General features: G+C 53.1%; 16 protein-coding genes. 6 read left to right on the forward strand and 10 right to left on the reverse strand.

Annotated features, from left to right (window positions below; all coding sequences use genetic code 11):
- Positions 1 to 9: 9 nt before the first annotated feature.
- The gene (locus L975_RS14355; protein ID WP_039046430.1) at positions 10 to 480 is read right to left on the reverse strand and encodes a thioesterase family protein; all 471 of its coding nucleotides are present in this window, start codon (positions 478 to 480) and stop codon (positions 10 to 12) included.
- Positions 481 to 772: 292 nt separating this feature from the next.
- Here L975_RS14355 and pldA point away from each other — a divergent pair, with 292 nt between their 5' ends.
- Positions 773 to 1,744, forward strand: a complete 972-nt coding sequence (gene pldA, locus L975_RS14360) for a phospholipase A (protein WP_230400820.1) — start codon at positions 773 to 775, stop codon at positions 1,742 to 1,744.
- A 168-nt stretch (positions 1,745 to 1,912) separates the two neighbouring features.
- Complete coding sequence (recQ, locus tag L975_RS14365) at positions 1,913 to 3,733, forward strand: ATP-dependent DNA helicase RecQ (protein ID WP_047709140.1); 1,821 nt, start codon at positions 1,913 to 1,915, stop codon at positions 3,731 to 3,733.
- Between the two features lie 146 nt (positions 3,734 to 3,879).
- On the opposite strand, the gene L975_RS14370 is transcribed toward recQ, so the two are convergent.
- From L975_RS14370 to L975_RS14390, 5 genes are all read right to left on the reverse strand, one after another.
- Complete coding sequence (locus L975_RS14370) at positions 3,880 to 4,569, reverse strand: pirin family protein (protein WP_010862855.1); 690 nt, start codon at positions 4,567 to 4,569, stop codon at positions 3,880 to 3,882.
- A gap of 305 nt (positions 4,570 to 4,874) precedes the next feature.
- Positions 4,875 to 6,524 carry a methyl-accepting chemotaxis protein gene (locus L975_RS14375; protein WP_047709141.1) on the reverse strand — a complete coding sequence of 550 codons (1,650 nt, stop codon included), beginning with the start codon at positions 6,522 to 6,524 and terminating at the stop codon, positions 4,875 to 4,877.
- A gap of 488 nt (positions 6,525 to 7,012) precedes the next feature.
- Positions 7,013 to 8,659, reverse strand: a complete 1,647-nt coding sequence (locus tag L975_RS14380) for a methyl-accepting chemotaxis protein (RefSeq protein WP_047709142.1) — start codon at positions 8,657 to 8,659, stop codon at positions 7,013 to 7,015.
- A gap of 502 nt (positions 8,660 to 9,161) precedes the next feature.
- Positions 9,162 to 10,811, reverse strand: coding sequence for a methyl-accepting chemotaxis protein (locus L975_RS14385; RefSeq protein ID WP_047709143.1), 1,650 nt, complete (start codon positions 10,809 to 10,811; stop codon positions 9,162 to 9,164).
- Positions 10,812 to 11,183: 372 nt separating this feature from the next.
- On the reverse strand, positions 11,184 to 12,830 hold the full coding sequence (locus tag L975_RS14390; protein WP_010862851.1) for a methyl-accepting chemotaxis protein: 1,647 nt from the start codon (positions 12,828 to 12,830) through the stop codon (positions 11,184 to 11,186).
- 230 nt (positions 12,831 to 13,060) lie between these two features.
- Here L975_RS14390 and L975_RS14395 point away from each other — a divergent pair, with 230 nt between their 5' ends.
- Complete coding sequence (locus L975_RS14395; RefSeq protein WP_052181501.1) at positions 13,061 to 13,336, forward strand: DUF3630 family protein; 276 nt, start codon at positions 13,061 to 13,063, stop codon at positions 13,334 to 13,336.
- A gap of 132 nt (positions 13,337 to 13,468) precedes the next feature.
- Positions 13,469 to 14,128, forward strand: a complete 660-nt coding sequence (locus L975_RS14400; protein ID WP_010862849.1) for a 7-cyano-7-deazaguanine/7-aminomethyl-7-deazaguanine transporter — start codon at positions 13,469 to 13,471, stop codon at positions 14,126 to 14,128.
- A gap of 82 nt (positions 14,129 to 14,210) precedes the next feature.
- Here the strand turns inward: L975_RS14400 and L975_RS14405 are convergent, their stop codons facing one another.
- The 4 genes from L975_RS14405 to glpA form a co-directional block, all read right to left on the reverse strand.
- Positions 14,211 to 14,711 carry a hypothetical protein gene (locus L975_RS14405; RefSeq protein ID WP_010862848.1) on the reverse strand — a complete coding sequence of 167 codons (501 nt, stop codon included), beginning with the start codon at positions 14,709 to 14,711 and terminating at the stop codon, positions 14,211 to 14,213.
- A gap of 387 nt (positions 14,712 to 15,098) precedes the next feature.
- On the reverse strand, positions 15,099 to 16,298 hold the full coding sequence (gene glpC / locus L975_RS14410) for an anaerobic glycerol-3-phosphate dehydrogenase subunit GlpC (RefSeq protein WP_039046435.1): 1,200 nt from the start codon (positions 16,296 to 16,298) through the stop codon (positions 15,099 to 15,101).
- Positions 16,295 to 17,578 carry a glycerol-3-phosphate dehydrogenase subunit GlpB gene (gene glpB, locus L975_RS14415; RefSeq protein ID WP_047709144.1) on the reverse strand — a complete coding sequence of 428 codons (1,284 nt, stop codon included), beginning with the start codon at positions 17,576 to 17,578 and terminating at the stop codon, positions 16,295 to 16,297. The genes glpC and glpB overlap by 4 nt, the downstream gene beginning before the upstream one ends.
- Positions 17,575 to 19,251 (reverse strand): anaerobic glycerol-3-phosphate dehydrogenase subunit A, encoded by a 1,677-nt coding sequence (gene glpA, locus L975_RS14420; protein ID WP_052181503.1) that lies wholly within the window; start codon positions 19,249 to 19,251, stop codon positions 17,575 to 17,577. Before glpA ends, glpB begins: the two co-directional genes overlap by 4 nt.
- Positions 19,252 to 19,758: 507 nt before the next feature.
- Between glpA and glpT the strand changes: the two genes are divergently transcribed.
- Entirely contained in the window at positions 19,759 to 21,105 is a 1,347-nt protein-coding gene (gene glpT / locus L975_RS14425; RefSeq protein WP_010862844.1) for a glycerol-3-phosphate transporter, read from the forward strand.
- A 162-nt stretch (positions 21,106 to 21,267) separates the two neighbouring features.
- On the forward strand, positions 21,268 to 22,350 hold the full coding sequence (glpQ, locus tag L975_RS14430; protein ID WP_010862843.1) for a glycerophosphodiester phosphodiesterase: 1,083 nt from the start codon (positions 21,268 to 21,270) through the stop codon (positions 22,348 to 22,350).
- Positions 22,351 to 22,472 lie beyond the last annotated feature (122 nt).

Consider the following 22,472-nt stretch of genomic DNA (forward strand, 5'->3'; position numbering starts at 1 on the left):
CTGCGGGCATCATCCCACCAGATAGGTGCCGGTCCCGAACGCGATATGGGTGCCATGCTCGTTGTGCAGCTCCATACGGGTGACCGCCACTTTGTTACCGGCGCGGATCAGGTGGCCGGTAGCGATCAGCATCTGGCCACGGCCGGGGCGCAGGTAGTCGATACGCAAATCGATGGTACCGACTTTACCGAGGCGCTCGGCCAGCAGCGCCTCGGTCAGCTGTTCACCTTGGGTTAGGGCTGAGGTGGCGGCTAAGATGCCGCCGACCACATCCAAAATGGCGGCAGTGACGCCGCCGTGCAAGATCCGGTGGTGCGGATTGCCAATCAGCTCATCGCGCATCGGGACTCGGATCTCAACTAAATCTGCATCATTTTGTGTCAGCTGCATATCCAGCAGGCGGTTAAAGGGCATGTCCTGCATGAAGATCTGGCCGATAAAATCCCGCGCTTGAGCCACAGAAAGGTAGGGGGATGGCATACAGGCTCCTTATCCATAAGCGGTAATCGCCATTAATGTGATTAAACTGTTGCGTTAGTGTTTTTACTTTAAATCAGCGCTGATGAAAAAACACGCACAATGCGTTAGGCCGCCCACACTTTTTGCGACACATTTTTGCTCACACAAAAGTGCTTGATATTGCTAACAGCGGCGGCGGATTCCTTGTTAGGATGCGCGCACAATAAGCAGATACCTACCGGCAACCTGACCGCGGACAGGGCCGGCAACAAGCTCAATAAAGGCAGAAGGCAGAACCTAAAGAGGAGTAATTATGTCAGGTATGCGGGGATGGCTGAGTGCAGGACTGGTACTGAGCAGTGCGTTAGGCAGTGCCAGTGTGCTGGCTCAGGAAACGGATTTAGACGCTGGCACAGCGGTGCCGGCCAGTGAAGCAACGGCGAGTGAGTCAGCACCGAGTGCGGCGAGTCGGCCCAATTATGCCGGTCGGATTGCAAATTTGCTGGAGCGCCATGACACGCCATTTTTGCTGATCCCGTATGACACCAATTACATCCTGTACACCTATACCGATCGTCTCAACAAAGACATGTATGCTAACCGTGGCTACGATGCGGACGACCTGCGTAAAGACAACATCAAATTCCAGCTCAGCTTTGCCTTCCCGATTTGGCGGGGCGCGTTTGGCCATAACTCGGTGATTGCCGCTGCCTATACTCAAAAATCGGTGTGGCAAGCGACGAATTTCTCGATTTCGGCGCCGTTCTTGGAAACTAACTATGAGCCGCGCATCTTTACCGCGTGGAGCACCGATTACAATCTGGCCGGCTGGAGCTTTAAAGAGCTGGAGTTCGGTTTCGTGCACCAGTCGAATGGTCGTGGCTACGATTATTTCGATGAGCAGGACGAAAAGCATGACACCTCACGCAGCTGGAACCGCATTTATGCGCGCGTCATGGCGCAGCGCGGTAACTGGATGGTTGATTTAGAGCCGTGGGTGCGGGTGGACTCGGATAAAAACGATGACAACCCCGATATCGTCGATTACCTCGGCCACTATCGTCTGCAAGTGGGCTATAAAGCCGGCGACAGCGTCTACAGCATGGAAGGACGCTACAACTGGGATTCCGACAAAGGCAGCGTACAGCTAGGCTGGAGTTATCCACTGACGCCAAGCGTGCGCTTCTACACCCAACTGTTCACCGGTTACGGTCAAACCATGATTGATTACAACTACCGCCAGACCTCGTTCGGGATTGGCGTGATGTTGAATGACATCATGTAAGTGGGTCAGCGTAACAAGCGCCACTGACGGGCTCGCCGACGTTACTGCATGCCGTATATCCGGTGCGTCGGCGGCGCGCAATGTGCTCACGCCGCGATCAGATAGCGACAAACGGCGGCAGTGTTTTTACAATACCGCCTTTGTGTTCTCTTGAGATAGGATGGCGGCGTGTCAGTGGCGGAAGTTTCTCCAGCTCCTTCAGCGGCCGCGCAGGTTCTGCGCGACGTGTTCGGTTATCAGTCGTTCCGGCCTGGGCAGGCGGCGATCATCGAACGGGCGCTGCACGGCCGTGACAATCTGGTCATCATGCCGACCGGTGGCGGTAAATCGCTGTGTTATCAGGTGCCGGCGCTGTTATTGCCCGGTCTGACCTTGGTGATTTCTCCGCTCATCTCGCTGATGAAAGATCAGGTCGACCAATTGCGCGCCAATGGCGTGGCTGCCGCCTGTCTGAATTCCACCTTAAGCCGCGAAGAGCAACTGCAAGTGATGCAAGATGCGCGTAGCGGCGTGCTCAAATTGCTGTATGTCTCGCCGGAGCGCTTGTTAACCGGTGGCTTGCAACAGCAGTTGGCGCAGTGGCCTCTCTCGTTATTGGCGGTGGATGAGGCGCACTGTATCTCGCAGTGGGGACACGATTTTCGCCCAGAATACCGTGCGCTCGGCGAGATCAAACAGCGTTTCCCACAGCTGCCTGTGATGGCGCTGACCGCCACAGCCGATGACACCACCCGCCAAGATATCGTGCGCCATCTGGCACTCACCGATTACGATCTGCATCTGGGCAGCTTTGACCGCCCCAATATTCGCTACACGCTGGTGGAAAAATTCAAACCGGCCGAACAGCTGCTGCGCTATGTGCAAGAGCAGCGCGGCAAAAGCGGTATTATCTACTGTAATAGCCGCACCAAGGTGGAAGACACCGCCCAGCGTCTGAAAGCCCGTGGCTTGAGTGCTGCGGCGTATCACGCCGGATTAACCACCGAGCGGCGCAGTGATGTGCAAGAGGCTTTTCAGCGCGATGATTTACAGATAGTGGTCGCCACGGTGGCGTTCGGCATGGGGATCAACAAGCCGAACGTGCGCTTTGTGGTGCACTTTGATATTCCGCGCAACATCGAGTCCTACTATCAAGAAACGGGCCGTGCCGGCCGTGATGGTTTGCCGGCCGAAGCAGTATTGTTCTTCGACCCAGCCGATATGGTGTGGCTGCGCCGGATGCTAGAAGAAAAAGAACCCGGGCCGGTGCGGGATGTGGAAACCCACAAGCTCAATGCCATGGGCGCATTTGCCGAGGCGCAAACGTGTCGCCGTTTGGTGCTGCTGAACTATTTTGGCGAGAGCCGCCAAGAGCCGTGCGGTAACTGCGATATCTGCCTTGATCCGCCCAAGCGTTATGATGGCTTGGAGGATGCGCAAAAGGCGCTGTCGTGCATTTATCGGGTCGGCCAGCGTTTTGGTTTGGGCTACGTGGTGGAAGTGCTGCGCGGGGCGCAGAGTCAGCGGATCCGTGATCATGGCCATGATAAACTTTCGGTGTACGGCGTCGGGCGTGACCACAGCCATGAACATTGGGTCAGTGTGCTACGCCAACTGATCCACTTAGGTTTTGTCACCCAGAATATCGCTCTGCATTCCGCCTTACAGCTGACCGAAGCGGCCAGACCGTTGCTGCGCGGGGAAGTCAGTTTGCAATTGGCGCAGCCACGCGTCATCTTAGGCAAACTACGTAGCAGCGCCAAGACACTGTTGAGCCATTATGATCGTCAACTGTTTGCCAAGCTGCGTAAGCTGCGCAAATCGATTGCCGATGAAGAAGGGATCCCGCCGTATGTGGTGTTTAACGATGCCACTTTGCAGGAGATGGCGGAGCAAATGCCCACCACCGCACGCGACATGTTGAGCGTTAACGGTGTTGGCCAGCGTAAACTGGAGCGCTTTGGCTCGCCGTTTTTGCACCTGATCCGCGAGCATATTGATACCGAATAGTAATAATCGAATTGTGTGCTCTCGATGCAGGTAGACATAAAAAAGCCAAGCATCATGCTTGGCTTTTAAGAGCATAGCTCGACGGTTACAGGCATGCCAGTCGAGCGATGCCATCGAATTAGCGCTCGCTAATCCACGCCCGCGTATTAAGGCAAATCAAACAGCAGGAATTCGCTGTCACTGTCGGCGCTGATGTGCAGCAGATTTTCTTCCCACAGCGCTAACCCATCACTGTTTTCCAACTGCTCACCATTGACGGTTAAGCTACCGCTGACCAGTTGCAGCCATAAACGGCGATTATCCAACAGCGTGTAAGTCGCTTGCTCACCTTGCTGGAGCATCCAGCGCCACAGCTGCATGTCTTGAAACACCTGCAACGAGCCATCGCGCGCATCCGGTGACAAGATCAGTTGTGGCCCTGATTGTGGCTCAAAACGGCGCTGGGCATAGCGCGGCTCCAGCCCTTTTTGCTGCGGCAGGATCCAGATCTGGAACAGGTGCAGTAGCTCATCATTGCTCGGGTTGTATTCGGAGTGGCGAATACCGGTCCCCGCGCTCATGATTTGGAATTCCCCCGCTTGTACCTCAGTGGCATTGCCCATGCTGTCTTTATGGGCGACCCGACCTTGGCGGACATAGGTCAGAATCTCCATGTCTTTGTGCGGGTGAGTGGGAAAGCCGCAGCCTTCATCGATAAAATCTTCGTTAATCACCCGCAGGGCCGAAAAGCCCATGTAGCTGGGGTCAAAGTAATCAGCAAAAGAGAAGCTGTGCCAGGTATCTAGCCAGCCGTGATTGGCATGACCGCGTTGCTCGCTTTTTCTCAGATGTAACATACACACCTCCCAGACTTGATGGGATCAGTGTAGTCCGCGGCAGCATGAAAAAAAGCGCAAAAAACGCACAAAACCTTTCGATTATTACGAATATTCGATTTTTACGCCTCGCCGAGCCAAGCGCGCATCTAATGCTGGAAAACCTTTCCGTGCCGGGGACAGTGCGCGAGGTAAAAAGGGGATGGCGGGTAACGGCAGAGATAAAAAAGGCCACCCAGTATGCCTGGATGGCCTGTTGCTCTATTGCGCGCTATTTACTTAGCGTCCTGCTCCGGGTGTGTACCTCGCCGAGAGGATGCTGAGGCTTACAGGGCGAAGCGATTGGTCATCTGCTGCAGATGTACCGCCAACTGGCTCAGCTCAGCACAAGCTTGCGCCGTTTGGTTAGCGCCTTGCGCCACTTCATCCGAGGCATTGTGAATATTCACGATGCTGCGGTTCAGCTCTTCGGTCACAGAGTTTTGCTCTTCGGTGGCGCTGGCAATCTGGGTGTTCATGTCGGAAATCCGGATCACCGCCTGATTGATCTGCTCGATAGTGGCACCGGCATTGCGCGCCTGCTCAACGCTGGTTTGCATCTGCTGACGGCTGATCTGCATCGCTTGACCAGCTTCGGCAGCACGGGATTGCAACACTTCGATGATCTTGTTGATTTCAGCCGTCGAGTCTTGGGTACGCTGCGCCAAGGTACGCACTTCATCGGCGACCACCGCAAAGCCACGACCTTGTTCACCGGCACGCGCAGCTTCAATGGCGGCGTTCAGCGCCAGCAAGTTGGTTTGGTCAGCAATGTTGCGAATGACGTCCAACACCACGCTGATGCTGGCACTGTCTTGCTCTAGCTGCTGTACCACTTGGCCAGAATGTTCGATTTCTTGCGCCACGGCTTCAATGCTGTGGATCGCGCTGTGCACCACTTTGCTACCAGAGCCAGAAGACTCGGAGGCATCGTGCGCCGCTGAGGCGGCATCGGTAGTGTTACGGGACACTTCCATCACGGTGGATTGCATCTCGTTCATCGCCGTGGCCAGCTGCGACACTTCGCTTTGTTGCTGCTGCATACCGTGTGACGACTGCTCGGCAATTGCGCTCACTTCTTCCACCGCAGTGCTCAGCTGCGATACTGAGGAGGTGATCTCGTTCACCAGCTGGTGCAGACCTTCTTTCATCTGGCGAATCGCTTTGGCTAACTGACCGATTTCATCGTTGGCCATTTTGCCGGAGTCCAGATAGTCGCACAGTGCGCCGCGCGCCAAGTTACCGCCAGCAATCTGTTTGGCTTGATCAACCAGCAACAGCAGTGGATCGCGAATTTGACGCGTCAGAATGTTAGCGAAAACCACTACCAGAACAATCGCCACCGCGATGCAGATGAAGATGCTCAGTTTGGCTGACCCAAACACATTTTCCGCCATCTGACGGCCTTCAACCGCATAGGCTTGGTTGATGTTCATCAGCTCGGTGGTTTGGGCATTCAGCTTCTGATAAGCAGGGATCCCTTGGGTCAGGAAGAAGTGACGTGCTTGCTGAACTTCGCCACGGTTTAACATATCCATCACCTGACGATGCAGACCCAGATAGGCCAACCATTCATTTTTAATGTTGTTATAGGTCTGACGCTCGTGGTCACTGTAGACCAATGGCGCATATTCGGTCAGCGCACCATCAACTTGAGACGGCAGATTTTGCAAGACACGTTGATATTCGGCATTGCGGCTTGGATCGTCATTGACCAAGAACATGCCCAATTCATAGCGGCGGAAATTACCCACTTCATCACTGATTCGGGCTGCCACGCGGATACTTGGCATGACATTGTCAGTCAAATCCAGTGATTCAGCATTCAGCCGAGTGAACTGCAGTAAGGAAAACAGGCCGATACCGATAATCAGCAGACATAACAGCGAGAACGCCGCAGTCAGCTTTTTGCCGATGGAAAGATGCTTAAATAACATATCACTATTCTCGTTTAGCAGAGGTGAGCGATCAGAAAGAGGTTCCGTAACGGTCGGAGAGAACCTCCGGCCGGTGCGATAAAAGATACGTTTATCCTTGTATACCGATTAGTAGCGGCCGCTGGCGGACAGAATTAAGCCAAAAGATATAAATAAATATGTCATTCTCGACACACTTTCGGACGAATAGTCACTAATGCATTGATTTATAATAGAAATGAATAAAAGCGTAATGGTAAAAATTTCTTTCCATATACCTTGCACTATTATTGGTATCGTGGATTACATGACGAGTGGTTTGTTACTGGCGGCAGGTTATGGATGGCAGAGAAGTACGCTTCTTGTTGCCCAAGCATGTCGAGTTTACGGGGCGGTATGGTGTGATTTGGTCATTCGGTGCGATTAACGCATCGCCATCAATAAAGCGCCGGTCGCCCAATGAAGGGCAACCCGCGCTTAATCACCGTTAACGTATCGGGAGTGCGTGCTTACACGGCAAAGCGGTTAGTCACTTGCTGTAAGTGAATCGCCAGTTGGCTGAGCTCGGCACAGGCTTGCGCAGTTTGGTTAGCCCCTTGCGCCACTTCATCGGAGGCATTGTGAATGGTCACAATGCTGCGATTGAGCTCATCGGTCACTGAGCTTTGCTGCTCGGTGGCACTGGCAATCTGCGTGTTCATATCAGAAATGCGCACCACTGCGTGGTTAATTTGCTCGATGGTGGCACCGGCATTGCGCGCTTGCTCAACACTGGTGTGCATTTGTTGACGGCTTACCTGCATCGCTTGCCCCGCTTCGGCGGCACGCGATTGCAGCACCTCGATAATCTTATGGATCTCGGCGGTGGAATCTTGGGTGCGCTGTGCAAGTGTGCGTACTTCATCGGCCACCACGGCAAAGCCACGCCCTTGCTCACCGGCGCGCGCCGCTTCAATGGCGGCGTTCAGTGCCAACAGGTTGGTCTGATCGGCAATATTGCGGATCACATCCAGTACCACGCTGATGCTGGCACTGTCTTGTTCCAGTTGCTGCACCACTTGGCCTGAGTGCTCGATTTCACCGGCTACACGCTCGATACTGCCGATGGCATCCTGTACCACTTTGCTGCCGGAGTCCGAGGCATCAGAGGCTTGCTGGGCGGCGCTGGCGGCATCGGTGGTATTGCGCGACACTTCCTGTACGGTGGATTGCATCTCGTTCATTGCCGTGGCCAGCTGCGAAACCTCTGATTGCTGCTGTTGCATACCGTGTGATGATTGCTCGGCAATGGCGCTCACTTCTTCCACCGCGGTGCTGAGCTGGGAAACCGAGGAGGAAATCTCACTCACCAAGCCACTCAAATTGTCTTTCATCTCGCGAATGGCAAAGGCCAACTGACCGATTTCATCTTGTGATGCTTTGCCGGCGTCGAGGAAATTACACAGCGCACCACGCTGCAAATCACCGCGGGCAATTTGATGGGCTTGTTCCAGAATCACTAATAATGGATCGCGGATCTGACGGGTCAACACTGTCGCCAGTAATATCACCAGGCCGATGGCCACCAATAGCGCAATGCCGACGTTCAGTTTTACCATCGAATAAATAGAAAGTGCAGAGGTGCGATTTTCCACACTGTAATCACGGTTAATTTTCATCAAGTTGGCGATTAAATCATCCAGCTCAAAAATGGTCGAATTACCGGAGGTCAATAATATTTGCTTGGCTTGATTGGTATCGCCTGCATGCAATGCGGAAATAAACTGATTGTGGATGTTCAGATATTGCGCCCATTTATTGGTGACGCGCTGATAAGCTTCTTGATCATCGGCACCTGATACATAGCTGGCGTATTTTTGCAACTCATTACTGGCATCTTGTTTCAGCTCCAGCAATTTATTCAGATACTCTTGACGGTTTGCGTCATTAATAACCAGTAAATAGCCCAGTTCATAACGACGAAAGTCGCTAATCAGGATCGATGCTTCGGACACTAGCATCAGACTAGGTACTGTATTATCAGTCACTTCCAACGTTTCTGCGTTCATGCGTTGAAACAGTGTCAGTGATAAGCCCCCAATCCCGATAATAATCAGACAGAGCAAGGAAAAGGATAAGAACAGCTTTTTACCGATATTTAAGTCACGTAATGACATTGATTGCTCCAGCATAACGGCAGTGATATCGCATCAGAAATTGAATTTAACCGCATGCTCCATTGCTAGTTTCAAACATGATGCGTCAGGTCTATTTTCGATAATGTATTCAGAGAGAATCTATCGGATAGAAAAAAAGAATATTAAATGTGATCTGTGTCATTGGGATAAAAAATAGCCAAATATGCAGCGATTGGCAATTAAACCGCACGCAATGCAAAAAATAACGTCGCTGACTAATTTGTGCGACAAATATAAATATATCTCACTGTCATATTTACTTTGTTTTGTGTTTTTGCCGTGGCGATGGATTTATTGTGCGATATTCAATTAACGATCTGGTTTGATGTGCTTAATTAAATGATTGTGGCGGTGTTTATGTCTGTTTTTTGCCTTTAGATTGATATAAGTGGTTATATCGAAAAATGTATTTGGCCGGCGGCGCTGGCTTGGATAGCCAGCGCCACGGTGTAGAGATGCGTGCTAAAGCGAAGAGTGCGCCTTATAGGCTAAATCGAGCGATCGTCTGCTGTAGATTGTTCGCCAGTTGATTGAGCTCACCACAGGCCTGCGCGGTCTGATTGGCACCTTGTGCCACCTCATCGGAGGCATTGTGGATGTTAACAATGCTGCGGTTGAGCTCATCGGTCACGGAGTTTTGCTGCTCGGTGGCGCTGGCAATTTGGGTATTCATATCGGAAATGCGTATCACGGCATCATTAATTTGTTCGATGGTGGCGCCGGCGTTGCGCGCTTGCTCGACACTGGTATGCATTTGTTGACGACTTAACTGCATGGCTTGACCCGCTTCCGCAGCACGTGATTGCAGTACCTCGATGATCTTGTTGATCTCAGCTGTCGAGTCTTGGGTGCGCTGCGCCAGCGTGCGCACTTCATCGGCCACCACGGCAAAACCACGCCCCTGCTCGCCAGCCCGCGCTGCCTCAATGGCCGCATTCAGTGCCAGTAAGTTAGTTTGATCGGCAATATTGCGGATCACATCCAGAACCATGCTGATGCTGGCGCTGTCTTGCTCCAGCTGATGCACCACTTGACCGGAGTGTTCAATTTCACTGGCGACCCGCTCAATACTGCCAATGGCATCTTGCACCACTTTGCTTCCACTGCCTGAGGAGGCCGAGGCCACTTGCGCTGCGGATGCCGCTTCGGTGGTGTTACGTGACACTTCTTGCACGGTGGATTGCATCTCGTTCATGGCGGTGGCCAATTGTGAGACTTCCGACTGTTGCTGCTGCATCCCGTGCGCCGATTGTTCGGCGATAGCACTCACTTCCTCGACGGCGGCACTGAGTTGCGATACCGAGGAGGTGATTTCATTGACCAGAGTATACAGCCCCTCTTTCATCTGCCGGATTGCCAGCGCCAGTTGCCCCGTTTCATCGCGAGAGAGTTTACCGGAGTCGATATAGTCGCACAGCGCAGAGCGGCCAAGCTGCCCGTTAGCAATCAGGCGTGCCTGACTCACCAGCAGTAACAGTGGATCGCGGATTTGCCGCGTCAGCAGGGTGGCAAAGAACACCACCATGACCACGGCGAGAGCAATGCTGATAGCAATACTGACCTTCGAGGCACTGAAGATATTGTCTACATCTTGGCGTGCATTGTTGGCAAAGGTCTGATTAATATTGATTAAATCTTGTACGTGTGCGGTGAGTTGTCTGAATAGGCTACGGCTTTGGTCGACCAAAATATAACGCGCTTGCTGCAAATCACCGCGCTCGATAGCGTCCATCATCTGACGATGCAGACCTTGATAGGCTAACCACTCATTTTTGATGTTGTTATAGATCTGGCGCTCCTGCTCGCTTTCCAGCAACGGCGCAAATTGGGCAATGGCATCATCAATTTGGGCGGGAATGGCGTCTAACAGCTTCTGATAGTCAGCCTTCATGGTTGGGTTATCGTAGACCACGATGATCCCCATTTCATTACGGCGCAATCGGCTGATGTGGCTATCGATAGTGGCCGCCTGAGTGATACTGGGGATCACCTGTTCGGCGAGATGCTGTGAACCACCGTTTAAGCGGCTGAATTGCAACAGCGAGAACAGGCCGATGCCGATGATTAACAAACACAATAAAGAAAATGCGGAGGTCAGCTTTTTGCCGATGGAAAGGTGCTTCAATAACATACCATTATTCTCATTTAGCAAGTTTAAGCGGTCAGGAATAAGGCGTCGCAACGACAACATCCCAATGGTGCAACTTAATATATGTATCTTTTTGTATATATTTATTAATAACGGCTGCAGCTGGGCAAAATTAAAGCAAAAAAGAAAATTTAGTGTGACAATTCGGCGTGTATGTCGTTGCGTTTAGATTAACTGATTGATTTTAAATGAATGATAAATCGACAGTGCTAGAGAGGAAAAAGAATAAAAAAGCGGTATTAAGGGAAAGGAAAACGCGAAGGGATATATCACTGACCGCCATATTCTCAATGACGGTCAGTGTAAGCAGTATCTTATGCGCCGACTGATGTCGGCGCGATATGCAGGGGGGATTTACACCGCGAAACGATTGGTGACCTGTTGCAGGTGAATGGCCAGCTGACTCAGCTCCGCGCAGGCTTGCGCAGTCTGATTCGCGCCTTGCGCCACTTCATCGGAAGCATTGTGGATAGTGACAATGCTGCGATTGAGCTCATCGGTCACCGAGTTCTGCTGCTCGGTGGCGCTGGCAATTTGGGTATTCATATCCGAAATGCGTACCACGGCGTGGTTAATTTGGGCGATGGTGGCCCCAGCATTGCGCGCTTGCTCGACGCTGGTGTGCATCTGCTGGCGACTGATCTGCATCGCTTGACCGGCTTCAGCGGCGCGTGATTGCAGCACTTCGATGATCTTGTTGATCTCCGCGGTCGAGTCTTGGGTACGCTGTGCCAGCGTACGGACTTCATCGGCCACCACGGCAAAGCCGCGACCTTGCTCTCCGGCGCGCGCCGCTTCAATCGCTGCGTTCAGCGCCAGCAGGTTAGTTTGGTCGGCAATGTTGCGGATCACATCCAGCACCACACTGATGCTGGCACTGTCTTGCTCCAGCTGCTGAACCACTTGGCCGGAGTGTTCGATTTCACTGGCGACACGTTCGATACTGCCAATCGCATCCTGCACCACTTTACTGCCGGAATCTGAGGCATTGGAGGCTTGATGGGCGGCACTGGCGGCATCGGTGGTGTTACGGGAGACTTCTTGCACGGTGGATTGCATCTCGTTCATCGCCGTGGCCAGCTGCGAGACTTCGGATTGCTGCTGTTGCATGCCATGAGAAGATTGTTCGGCAATCGCACTCACTTCTTCTACCGCAGTGCTGAGCTGGGAAACGGAGGAGGAGATTTCATTGACCAGATGTCCCAAGCCTTCTTTCATATCGCGAATAGCAAAGGCGACTTGGCCAATTTCATCGCGTGCCGCTTGGCCAGATGCCAGATAATCACACAGTACACCGCGTTGCAGGTTACCGTTAGAGATTTGTTTGGCTTGATCCAGGATAGTCAGGAGAGGGTCGCGAATTTGGCGGGTCAGAACGCGGGCTAATACAGTAACGAGCGCAATGGCAATTAGAATACTGATGGAGACATACAGCTGCACCGAGGAGTAAATTTGTACAGCTTTGGTGCGACTTTCATTGGCATATTGTTTATTAATTTTGATCAGGGCATTGATGGAATTATTTAGCTCGGAAAATTGTGTCATGCCCTGATTGAGTAAAATCTGCTCAGCTTGCGCTAAATTACCATTTTGCAGATTATTCATTACGTCCTGATTGATATCCAGATAGCGCTGCCACTGAATTTTTACGTTCTGAAACATCTGCTTATCTTCCGCACTGAACGCATACGGTGCGTATTTTTCCAGCTCGGAGTCCACTTGTGCACGCAGTGCGTTAATTTTATCGAAGTATTGGTTTTTTTGGGGATTATCTAATACGAGTTGATAACCTAATTGGTAACGGCGAAAGCTGCTAACGGCTTCACTGGTTTGAGAAACGATCATGATGCCGGGAACGATATTATCGGTTACGTCCAACGTTTGTTCATTCATACGGCTAAACAAAGTGAGTGATAAAGCACCAATACCGATAATAACCAAGCCGAGTAGCGAGAAAGATAAAAACAGCTTTTTACCAATATTCAGGTCACGGAATGACATTTTTGTCTCCAGGAGAAAGCCTACGCCGCCACGACGGGGCGTTAAAAAACCATAACACAAGGTGATTTGTGCTGGAGGTATAGCGTAATAGCAGAACAGATATATCGGACAAATGTCCGAAAAATTTAATTTCTTCGACTATTTATTGCGGATTCATGAATAATCTGCTGATGTTTATATTGTCGCTTAACGCATAATTCACAGCCGTAATTGGAAATTTTTGAATCGATATGGAAAATTACTCAATAACTATTCCCGTGCCGGGGCTCAATTTTGATAATTTCGCCGAGCGGGCGCAGCCGGTGATTTCTCGGTTAGAGCTGCTGGTTTTAGAGCGTCAATGTGATGCCGATTTGCACACTTGGCGGGTTGAATTTGAGGGTACCCCTTTGCTGCTGCGTGGCGATCATTATACCGAGTGCTTGTGGCTAGAAGCGCAGAATGAAGAGGGCGGCGACGTCTTAGCCTTTTTGGCGCAGATCCTCGCGGATGAGCGCACGTTTTGAGCTGACAAGCCCAGATGAGACGGTTATAATTTCACCTTACGCCTGTGGCTGCGTGCCGATAACGCAGCGAATCAACAGGCTGGGTATGTATTTGGGTTCCCTCACCCCAACCAACAAAAAGGTGCACAATCAATGTCATCCTTCTCTCCTGCCCAGCAGCGTAATGCGCTGATCTGGCTGGTGCTGTTCCACGTATTTATCATTGCCTCCAGTAACTATCTGGTGCAATTGCCGATCTCCATTTTTGGTTTTCATACCACGTGGGGCGCGTTCTCATTCCCGTTTATCTTCTTGGCGACTGACCTGACGGTGCGGATTTATGGTGCCTCGTTGGCGCGGCGGATTATTCTGGCGGTCATGGCGCCTGCGCTGCTGATCTCGTATGTGGTGTCGGTACTGTTTTTTAACGGCGAATTTCAGGGCTTCAATGCGCTGGGCGATTTCAACTTGTTTGTCGCGCGTATTGCGGTGGCCAGCTTTATGGCCTATTTGCTCGGCCAGATCTTGGATATCAATGTCTTTAACCGTCTGCGACAGATGAAGGCGTGGTGGGTGGCACCAACGGCCTCGACGCTGTTTGGCAATGTTAGCGATACGGTTTCATTCTTCTTTATCGCCTTTTACAAAAGTCCCGATCCGTTCATGGCGCAGCACTGGGTGGAAATTGCCACCGTGGATTACTGCTTTAAGCTCATCATCAGCTTGGGGCTGTTCTTGCCCGCTTACGGGGTATTGCTGAATGTGCTGCTCAAACGCCTGACGCGTACCGAGCAGACCACCGCGCTGGCCTGATGGGTTAAGTCAGTAAGCGATAAAAAGAACGGGCAGCTGAGGGGCTGCCCGTTTTTATTTGGCCTTTGTAGATGCTGCGCGCTTATTGATTTAAGTATTGCAGCAGCTCGCTTTCCAGCACGCCGCGTGATACGCACACGGGGGTGACGGATGGTGCGGCGATCCGGCTACCATCGCTATCGATGTAGTCGACGCGGCTGGTGCCTTTTAGGTTCACGTTGGCCGCGCTCTTATCCCCATTGGGGGTGATGATCAGATTCAGCTTCACATCTGGGTTGGCAATTGCCACTTTGCTGCCACCGTTACCGCAATCCAGATATTTGAGGCCATCCACATAGTCTGCTTGGGTGACTGACAGCAAACCGGCGGCGCGATCTTGGTTGGTGGCGGCCAGATTGTGCTCTTTCAGCCAACGCTCGGCGCGCGCCCAAGTCAGATCATAGGGCTTAGCTATCTCGCCATTGCTGGTGATCGCAACGGGAGTGGGTGGGGTGTATTGATAGTCCGCTGATTGCTGGGGCTGATTGCTGGCACATCCTGCCAGAACGACAGACATCACCGCCATTGCCGCATACTTTTTCATTACCATTCCTTGTATCACTGGTTTGGATATTTTGTTGTTATGAGAGGCTGGCTACCGGGCACTGAAGCGAAAACCGGCAGCGTAGTGCGCGGCATTTTACTGCTTTTGTAAGGCAAATCACGCAGATTTTACTGCCGACATTAAAAAAGATGATTTGCAGGGAAAAGGCCGGTTTTAGCAGAGAAAAAACGCTGTTTGGCACAGAAAAAGGGAATACAGAGCAAAAAGAGCCGGACCCGGAAAGGGCAGTGGTGTCCGGCCTCAGACAGGTAACTATGACCTAAGCACACAAGGATAAGTCCCAGCCGCAAAGCGGCTGGGGGGATGAAACGGTTTACTTACACCAACGCGCTTGACCCGACTTGATCAGGCAAGGGCGCGTTGGCATTACGCTAACGCTTGCGCCAGCACAGTGATGGGGTGTTCGCAGCGTTTGCTGGTCGACATCTCAATCTGCCATTTACAGGTTTCGCAATCGGAGACCACAAAATCGACCCCGCTTTCCTCAATTTGACGGAACAGCGGCGCGCCGATGGCTTGTGAGGTATCGTAGTTCTCACTTTTGAAGCCGTAGGTACCGGCGATCCCACAGCACTGCGAGTCGAGCATGATGAGCTCGAGACCCGGAATGCGCTGCAGCAGATCCAGCGTATACGGCACCCAGCCCATTTTTTCCATATGACAAGGCGTGTGGTACGCCACGCGCAGCGGGGTGTGCTTGAGCTTAAGCTCACGCCCAGCACTCAGCTCACGGTATAAAAAGCGGGTCACCAGATCGATATGGCTGCGCACCTTGCTGTTATCCACCCCCAGAATGTGCGGATACTCATCGCGCAGGGTAAACGTACAGGTGGACGAGGTAGCAATCACCGGCAGACCTTTTTCGGTCACCGCGGTTTCCAAATGGCGCACGTTGAAGGCGGCCTGCTTTTTCGCTTTGTCGGTAAAACCGTTGGCAATCAGCGGCACACCACAGCATTTTTCCCGATCCAACAACTGCACACCCATTCCCATGGCGTTAAACACACGGATTAAATCTTTGCCCAGTTGCGGATGGTTGTAGTTGACGTAGCAGCCGTGGAAATAGGCCACTTGCTCGGCAAACTGCTTTTGGCTGTCGGCGTGCTTGCGATACCAGTTACGGAAAGTGCCGTGTGAGTATTTCGGCAGTTCACGACGATGGTCGACTTTCAGCGCCGTATCCAGCAATTTACGCACCGGCTTTAAGCCGGTGGTCAGGTTAACGATCGGCGCGAACGGGGTTGACAGCGTGCCCATCAGATCGGTGTGACTTAAAATCGCATCGCGCAGAGTTGGTTTTTTATGGCTGTACTGAGCGCGTGCGCGCTGGATGATGTCACCGATTTTCACATCCGATGGACACCCGACCTCGCAGCGCTTGCAGTTAGTGCAGTACTTCAGCGCGTCATCGTACAGCGCCGGATCTTTGAGGCGCAGACGTTCGCCATCTGGCCCTGCTTGTTTTGGCCCCGGATAGGCCGGATTGACTTTGGCCACCGGACACAAGGTGGTACAGGCGGTACATTTAATGCAGCTTTCGAAGCTCGAGTCGTGTGTCTGGCTCATGCGGTTTCCTCCTGCTGTTGCAGGATCTGTTCAGCGACATGCAGGGCGGTCGTCACCGAGACTCCCGCACCGCAGCCTTGATAAATCGGATCATAGCCACCCAGCACAGCGCCGATGGCATACACATTGTGCAACGTTTGGCCGTCTTTACGCACCCGCAGGCGGTTATCGACGCTGACACCAAACTGTAAGAATGGCTGGCTGGTCAGGAAGCGCTCTTCGCTCCACTCGGCGCGTGGGCCGGTTTCAATCACATCCAGCCCGAAAACCGGCTCGCGGATCCGATCAAACTCTGCCACCAGACCATTACTGAAAAAGCTACCGCTGGCCAGCACCACATCGCGCGCCTCGACCGGAATTTCTTCATGGTTGCGGGTATACAAGGCGGTCACACGCTGATTTTCGATGCGGGCTGACTGCACCTGATCGCCATTCATAAACAGGCCACCGAGCTGCTGGAAGCGGCGCTTGAGGGCTTGTTGTAAGCGGATCCCCAGCACGGATGGTGGCAGGGTTGGCAGTTCCAGCAGTTGCAGGCCGGTGAGGCGCTCTAATTCGCTACGCAGGCGGGTGTTCTCTAATCCTAATACCGCCGGCAGGATCACGGTCGTGGCACTTTGCGCGGCGCGTTTTAGCTCGGCGGCCAATGGCGCTAAGTCGGTCAGCTGTTCCAGTACGCGCGCCACGTTAACCGAGCGAAACTCACTGGGATTACGGCGCAACTGATCCAGCTGTGGCAGGGTCAACTGGCCGGTCAGGATCTGACAGCCCTGATAGGCCGGGTATTGTTGTAAGGTGGCGGCCGCCATTTCCGGTTGGAAGTCATGGAAGCCTTCGATACCAATCAGCGCTAAGGCTCCGCTTTGTGCCGGCAGTGGCAGCGGTTGTACCGGTACACTCAGCGGGGATAACCACGTCGGGCGCAAACTGCCGAGCGGGGTCATACGCAGATGGTTGTGCTGGGCCTCGCCTTGCATCTCGATATTGCTGGCTTGCAGCAGCTGCATAAAGTGCGCGACATGGCGCGTCATGGCGGCGCTGCCCATGCGAGTATACGGATGCTGCGGCGCTTGGGTGGTCAGCTGATCAAGCGCCTGTAGTGGCGCGGCCACCGCCGTGCCATCCGGCAGGCGACTGAGCAGATCCAGTGAGCCGGATGAGAAATTCAGCGCACACTGGCCGGCGCTAATAATGGTGCAGCGCTGACCGCTGGCGGCCAGCTGAATACCGCAGGTCAGGCCGGCCAAACCGGCTCCGATGATGGCAACATCAAACTTCATTGCGGCTCTCCCTGTGGCAGTGTGTTGCTGTGTGGCGATTCGGTGTCAGGCAGGCTAGGTGGAATGTCATCGAGTCCACACAGGCCTTGATACACCCAGCTGGTAAATTCAGATTCGCGCAGCGCATCGCCCCACGCAATCGGGCGGATCCCTTTCCAGCGCTCTTCGAGGAAGCTTTGCAGCTGGGCGGTGGATTGCTGTGCGGTGGTGGCCTTGAAACGGGCCATGGCACCGGCGGCGCGACAGGCGCACAGTTCACCCTGACAAGGGCCCATGCCAACCCGTGTCCGACGACGCAGGTCAATTAAGTTATTCACCTTCAGCTCGTTAACGGCATAGCGCACTTCGGCGGCGGTCACCGCTTCACATTCGCACACCAGTGAGTTGTCGGTGCGATCTTCGGCGGCAAAGCGCGGCGCGCGATCGCCGTGGCGGTACACTGCCGAGCCGCGCAGTGGTGCTGGCAGGCTGAACAGTTTGGCATGGGTTTCTTCGGTGCGCTCTTCTGAGCCCGGCAACGGTTTTTCGGCCGTGGTACAGGTGGCGCTGTGATTGAGTTTGCGGCACACCAGATCCGAGGCCCATTCGGCCATCAAACGGTAGGTCATCAGCTTGCCGCCGGTGATGGTGACAAAGCCTTCCAAACCATCGCGCTCGGCGTGATCCAGCAGCACAATACCGCGGCTGACGTTACGACCGGACGGGTCATTGTCGCTAGCAACCAGCGGACGCACCCCGGCATAGGCGCGCAGAATACGGGTACGGCCCATCACTGGGGCCAGTTTTTCCCCTTCGCGGATCAGAATGTCTACTTCTTCTGGCGTTACGCGCATATCGTCGATGCGATCATACGGCACGCGGCTGGAAGTGGTGCCAATTAAGGAGATGGTATCGCCCGGCACCAGAATATCGGCATCGGCCGGTTTACGGCAGCGGTTGATCACGCGGTTATTGATGCGATGCCCCATGATCAACAGCGCGCCTTTGGCCGGGAACATGCGAATGCTCAGATCCGCGTATTCGGCAATGCGCTGACCCCAGATCCCGCCGGCGTTAACCACGATCGCCGCATACACTTCCACTACCTGATGCGTTTGATGGTTGAAAGCGCGCACGCCAATCACGCGATCGCCTTCGCGGATCAGCCCGACCACTTCGCAATAAGTCAGCACCTGAGTGCCATTTTCCCGCGCATCCAGCATGTTGGCGGCGGTCAGACGAAACGGGTCGACGGTGCCATCTGGTACGGTCACTGCGCCGAGCAGCGCTGGGTTCACCGACGGCTCTAAGCGGATCGCCTCTTGCGGCGAAATTGCTTTGGCATCAATGCCTGCGGTTTGGCAGGCGCGGATAAAGCCGTCCTGAAACGCTAAGTCATCTTCTGGCAGGGTGATAAACAGGCCACCAGTCGGTTCGATACAGTGGCGAGCAATCTTCTTTAAGATCTTGTTTTCACTGATACATTCACGGGCTGATTCTTCGTCAGTCACCGCATAACGGGCGCCACTGTGCAGCAGGCCGTGGTTACGTCCGGTCGCACCGGTAGCAATGTCATCGCGCTCTAACAGAACGCAGCGCAGGCCGCGCAGGGCACAGTCGCGGGCGACACCAGCACCGGTGGCGCCGCCGCCGATAATCGCGACATCAGTTTCGATTCGGGTTGCGCTATTCATAGGGTCAGGGTTCTCGCAGGTCAGCGGTTTGGCAACGAGGTACGCCGGTGCGACTGCGGGTAATTAGAAGAGGAAAGTCAGTCGCATGCAGGCGTTCAGTTCATGCGCGGAGTATCGCAATTTCGCCGGTTGAAATGTTTGATATAGACCATAAATGAGCAAAAACGAAATCAAAATGAGCGTTAATTAATGCTAATTTGTGATTCCAATCACCATTTGTCACATTTATATACAGTGTAAATCATGCCAATGCGCGGATGAAAATGGCGCGAACGAAAAAGATATGTTCGTAACTGATTTATTTTAAACGAAAAATTAATAATAAATATGACGAATTGTGTTTTGACTCACACCATTTACGAAACATAGTCACTATTATTGCGCTCGTTTACGAACTGCCAATAGGGTCACCTCTGTTCCTTTTACGGCATTCGCCGCGTAATCGTTTTCGGTTTCGCAAACCCATTACTACAAAATAACAGCCACAGACATATCGAGGATCCGAATATGTTGAGTATTTTCCGTCCTGCGGCGCATCGTGCCCGACTGCCGGAAGCGCAGATCGATAGCACGTATAAGCGTCTGCGCTGGCAGATCTTTGCCGGTATTTTCTTCGGCTATGCCGGTTACTATCTCGTCCGTAAAAACTTCTCACTGGCAATGCCGTATCTGGTGGAACAAGGGTTCTCGCGTGGGGATCTGGGTTTTGCTATGTCCGGTGTGGCCATCGCCTACGGCCTGTCTAAGTTCCTGATGGGCGCGGTATCTGACCGCTCCAACCCGCGGGTGTTCCTGACCGCGGGTCTGCTGCTGTCGGCGGCGATTTTCTTCATCATGGGCTTTATGCCATGGGCCACGTCGAGCATCGCCATCATGTTTGTCCTGCTGTTCTTAAATGGCTGGGTACAAGGCATGGGTTGGCCTCCTTGCGGCCGTACTATGGTGCACTGGTGGTCACAGAAAGAGCGTGGCGGCATCGTGTCCATCTGGAACTGTGCCCACAACGTGGGTGGCGGCATGATTGGTCCACTGTTCATTCTGGGCATGGGCTGGTTCAATGATTGGCGCTCAGCGTTCTATGTACCGGCTGCGGCTGCGGTGGGGGTGGCAATTTTCGCTTACCTGACCATGCGTGATACGCCACAGTCTTGTGGTTTGCCGCCAATCGAAGAGTACAAGGATGACTATCCAGAAGATTACAGCGCCAAGAACGAAGTGGAGCTGACGGCTAAAGAGATCTTCACCAAGTACATTCTGCCGAACAAACTGCTGTGGTATATCGCTTTTGCTAACGTATTCGTCTATCTGCTGCGCTATGGCGTACTGGACTGGGCACCGACTTATCTGAAAGAAGTGAAGCACTTCTCGGTGGATAAATCCTCATGGGCTTACTTCTTCTACGAGTGGGCTGGGATCCCGGGCACCTTGGTGTGTGGCTGGATGTCGGACAAAGTGTTCAAAGGTAACCGTGGTGCCACCGGCGTGTTCTTCATGGTACTGGTTGCGCTGGCGACTACTGTGTACTGGCTGAACCCACCAGGTAACCCAATGGTGGATATGGCGTCTCTGGTGGCGATCGGCTTCCTGATTTACGGCCCAGTGATGCTGATTGGTCTGCATGCGCTGGAGCTGGCACCGAAGAAAGCGGCAGGTACCGCGGCGGGCTTTACCGGTCTGTTCGGTTACCTCGGTGGCTCAGTTGCGGCGAACGCCGTGGTGGGTTACACCGTAGACCACTTTGGTTGGGATGGCGGCTTCATGTTGCTGATCGGCTCTTGTGTGGCGGCGGTGATCTTGCTGGCGCTGACCATGATCCATCACAACAAAGCACAAGAAGAGAAGGCGAACGCTTAAGCGAGCCTAATCGGATAGTGGTGCGAATGCACTGCATTGAGCAATAAGTAACAACACGGCGGATTGTGACAGCAATCCGCCGAGTAAAAATAAAACTGCAATAAAAATAACATCTTACATCTTTACCTTACCCTACACTGATAAAACCAAAGAGCGATAATGATGAACAAGACTCTGCTTGCACTGATGACCAGTGCCGTATTGGTGGCACCGGTATTTGCCCAGACCGGGGATAAAATTGTCGTCGCGCACCGTGGTGCCAGTGGTTATTTGCCGGAGCATACCCTGCCGGCCAAAGCCATGGCGCATGCGATGGGTGCCGATTATTTGGAGCAAGATGTGGTGATGACCAAGGACAATCAGCTGATCGTCCTGCATGACCACTATCTGGATCGCGTGACTGACGTGGCCAAGAAATTCCCAGGCCGTGCGCGCGCCGATGGCCGTTACTACGCCATTGATTTCACCTTGCCGGAAATTCGCCAGCTTTCGTTTACCGAAGAGTTTGTGCTGGATAAAGATGGCAAGATGAGCCAGAAATTCCCGAATCGTTTCCCAATGTGGAAGAGCGATTTCCGCATCCATACGCTGGCCGAAGAGATCGAGATGATCCAAGGCATGAACCACTCCACCGGTAAGAACGTGGGGATTTATGTCGAGACCAAAGCGCCGTGGTTCCATAAAACCGAAGGCAAAGACATCTCCGTGGCGGTACTGGAAACCCTGAAAAAGTACGGCTACACCAAGAAAGATGACAAAGTTTTCCTGCAAAGCTTTGACGCGCCAGATCTGCAGCGGGTACACGATGAGCTGCTGCCGAAGATGGGGATGGATATCAAGCTGGTACAGCTGATCACCCTGACCGATGACAAAGAAACCATGGTCATCAACAAAGATGGCACGCTGACCAACTACAGCTACGACTGGATGTTCGAGCCGGGCGCGATGGCCAAGATTGCCAAGTATGCTGACGGTGTCGGCCCATGGTATCCGATGGTGGTAGAAGAGAGCTCCACCCCGGGCAACATTAAGACCACTATCATGGTCAAAGAAGCCCATGCCAACGGTCTGGTGGTGCACCCGTACACCTTCCGTCAAGACGCCGGTAAGGTACCGCCGTATGCTAAGAACCTGACGGATATGCTGGATATCTTCTACAACACCGCCGATGTCGATGGCGTGTTTACCGACTTTCCAGACGTCGCGGTAGAGTTCCTGCGTAACCAGAAAGCCGCCGCCAAATAAGCGCGGTCAGTGAATCTGGCTCCCCCTCCAGATTCACTGTTTCACTGACGAAGCCTCTGACATTGCTTCATGCAAAAAGCCACTCATGGTGCCGCTGATGGTATCGGGTGGCTTTTTTATTT

This window comes from Plesiomonas sp. ZOR0011 (genome assembly GCF_000800945.1).
GTDB classification, from domain to species: domain Bacteria; phylum Pseudomonadota; class Gammaproteobacteria; order Enterobacterales; family CAMTGL01; genus Plesiomonas; species Plesiomonas shigelloides.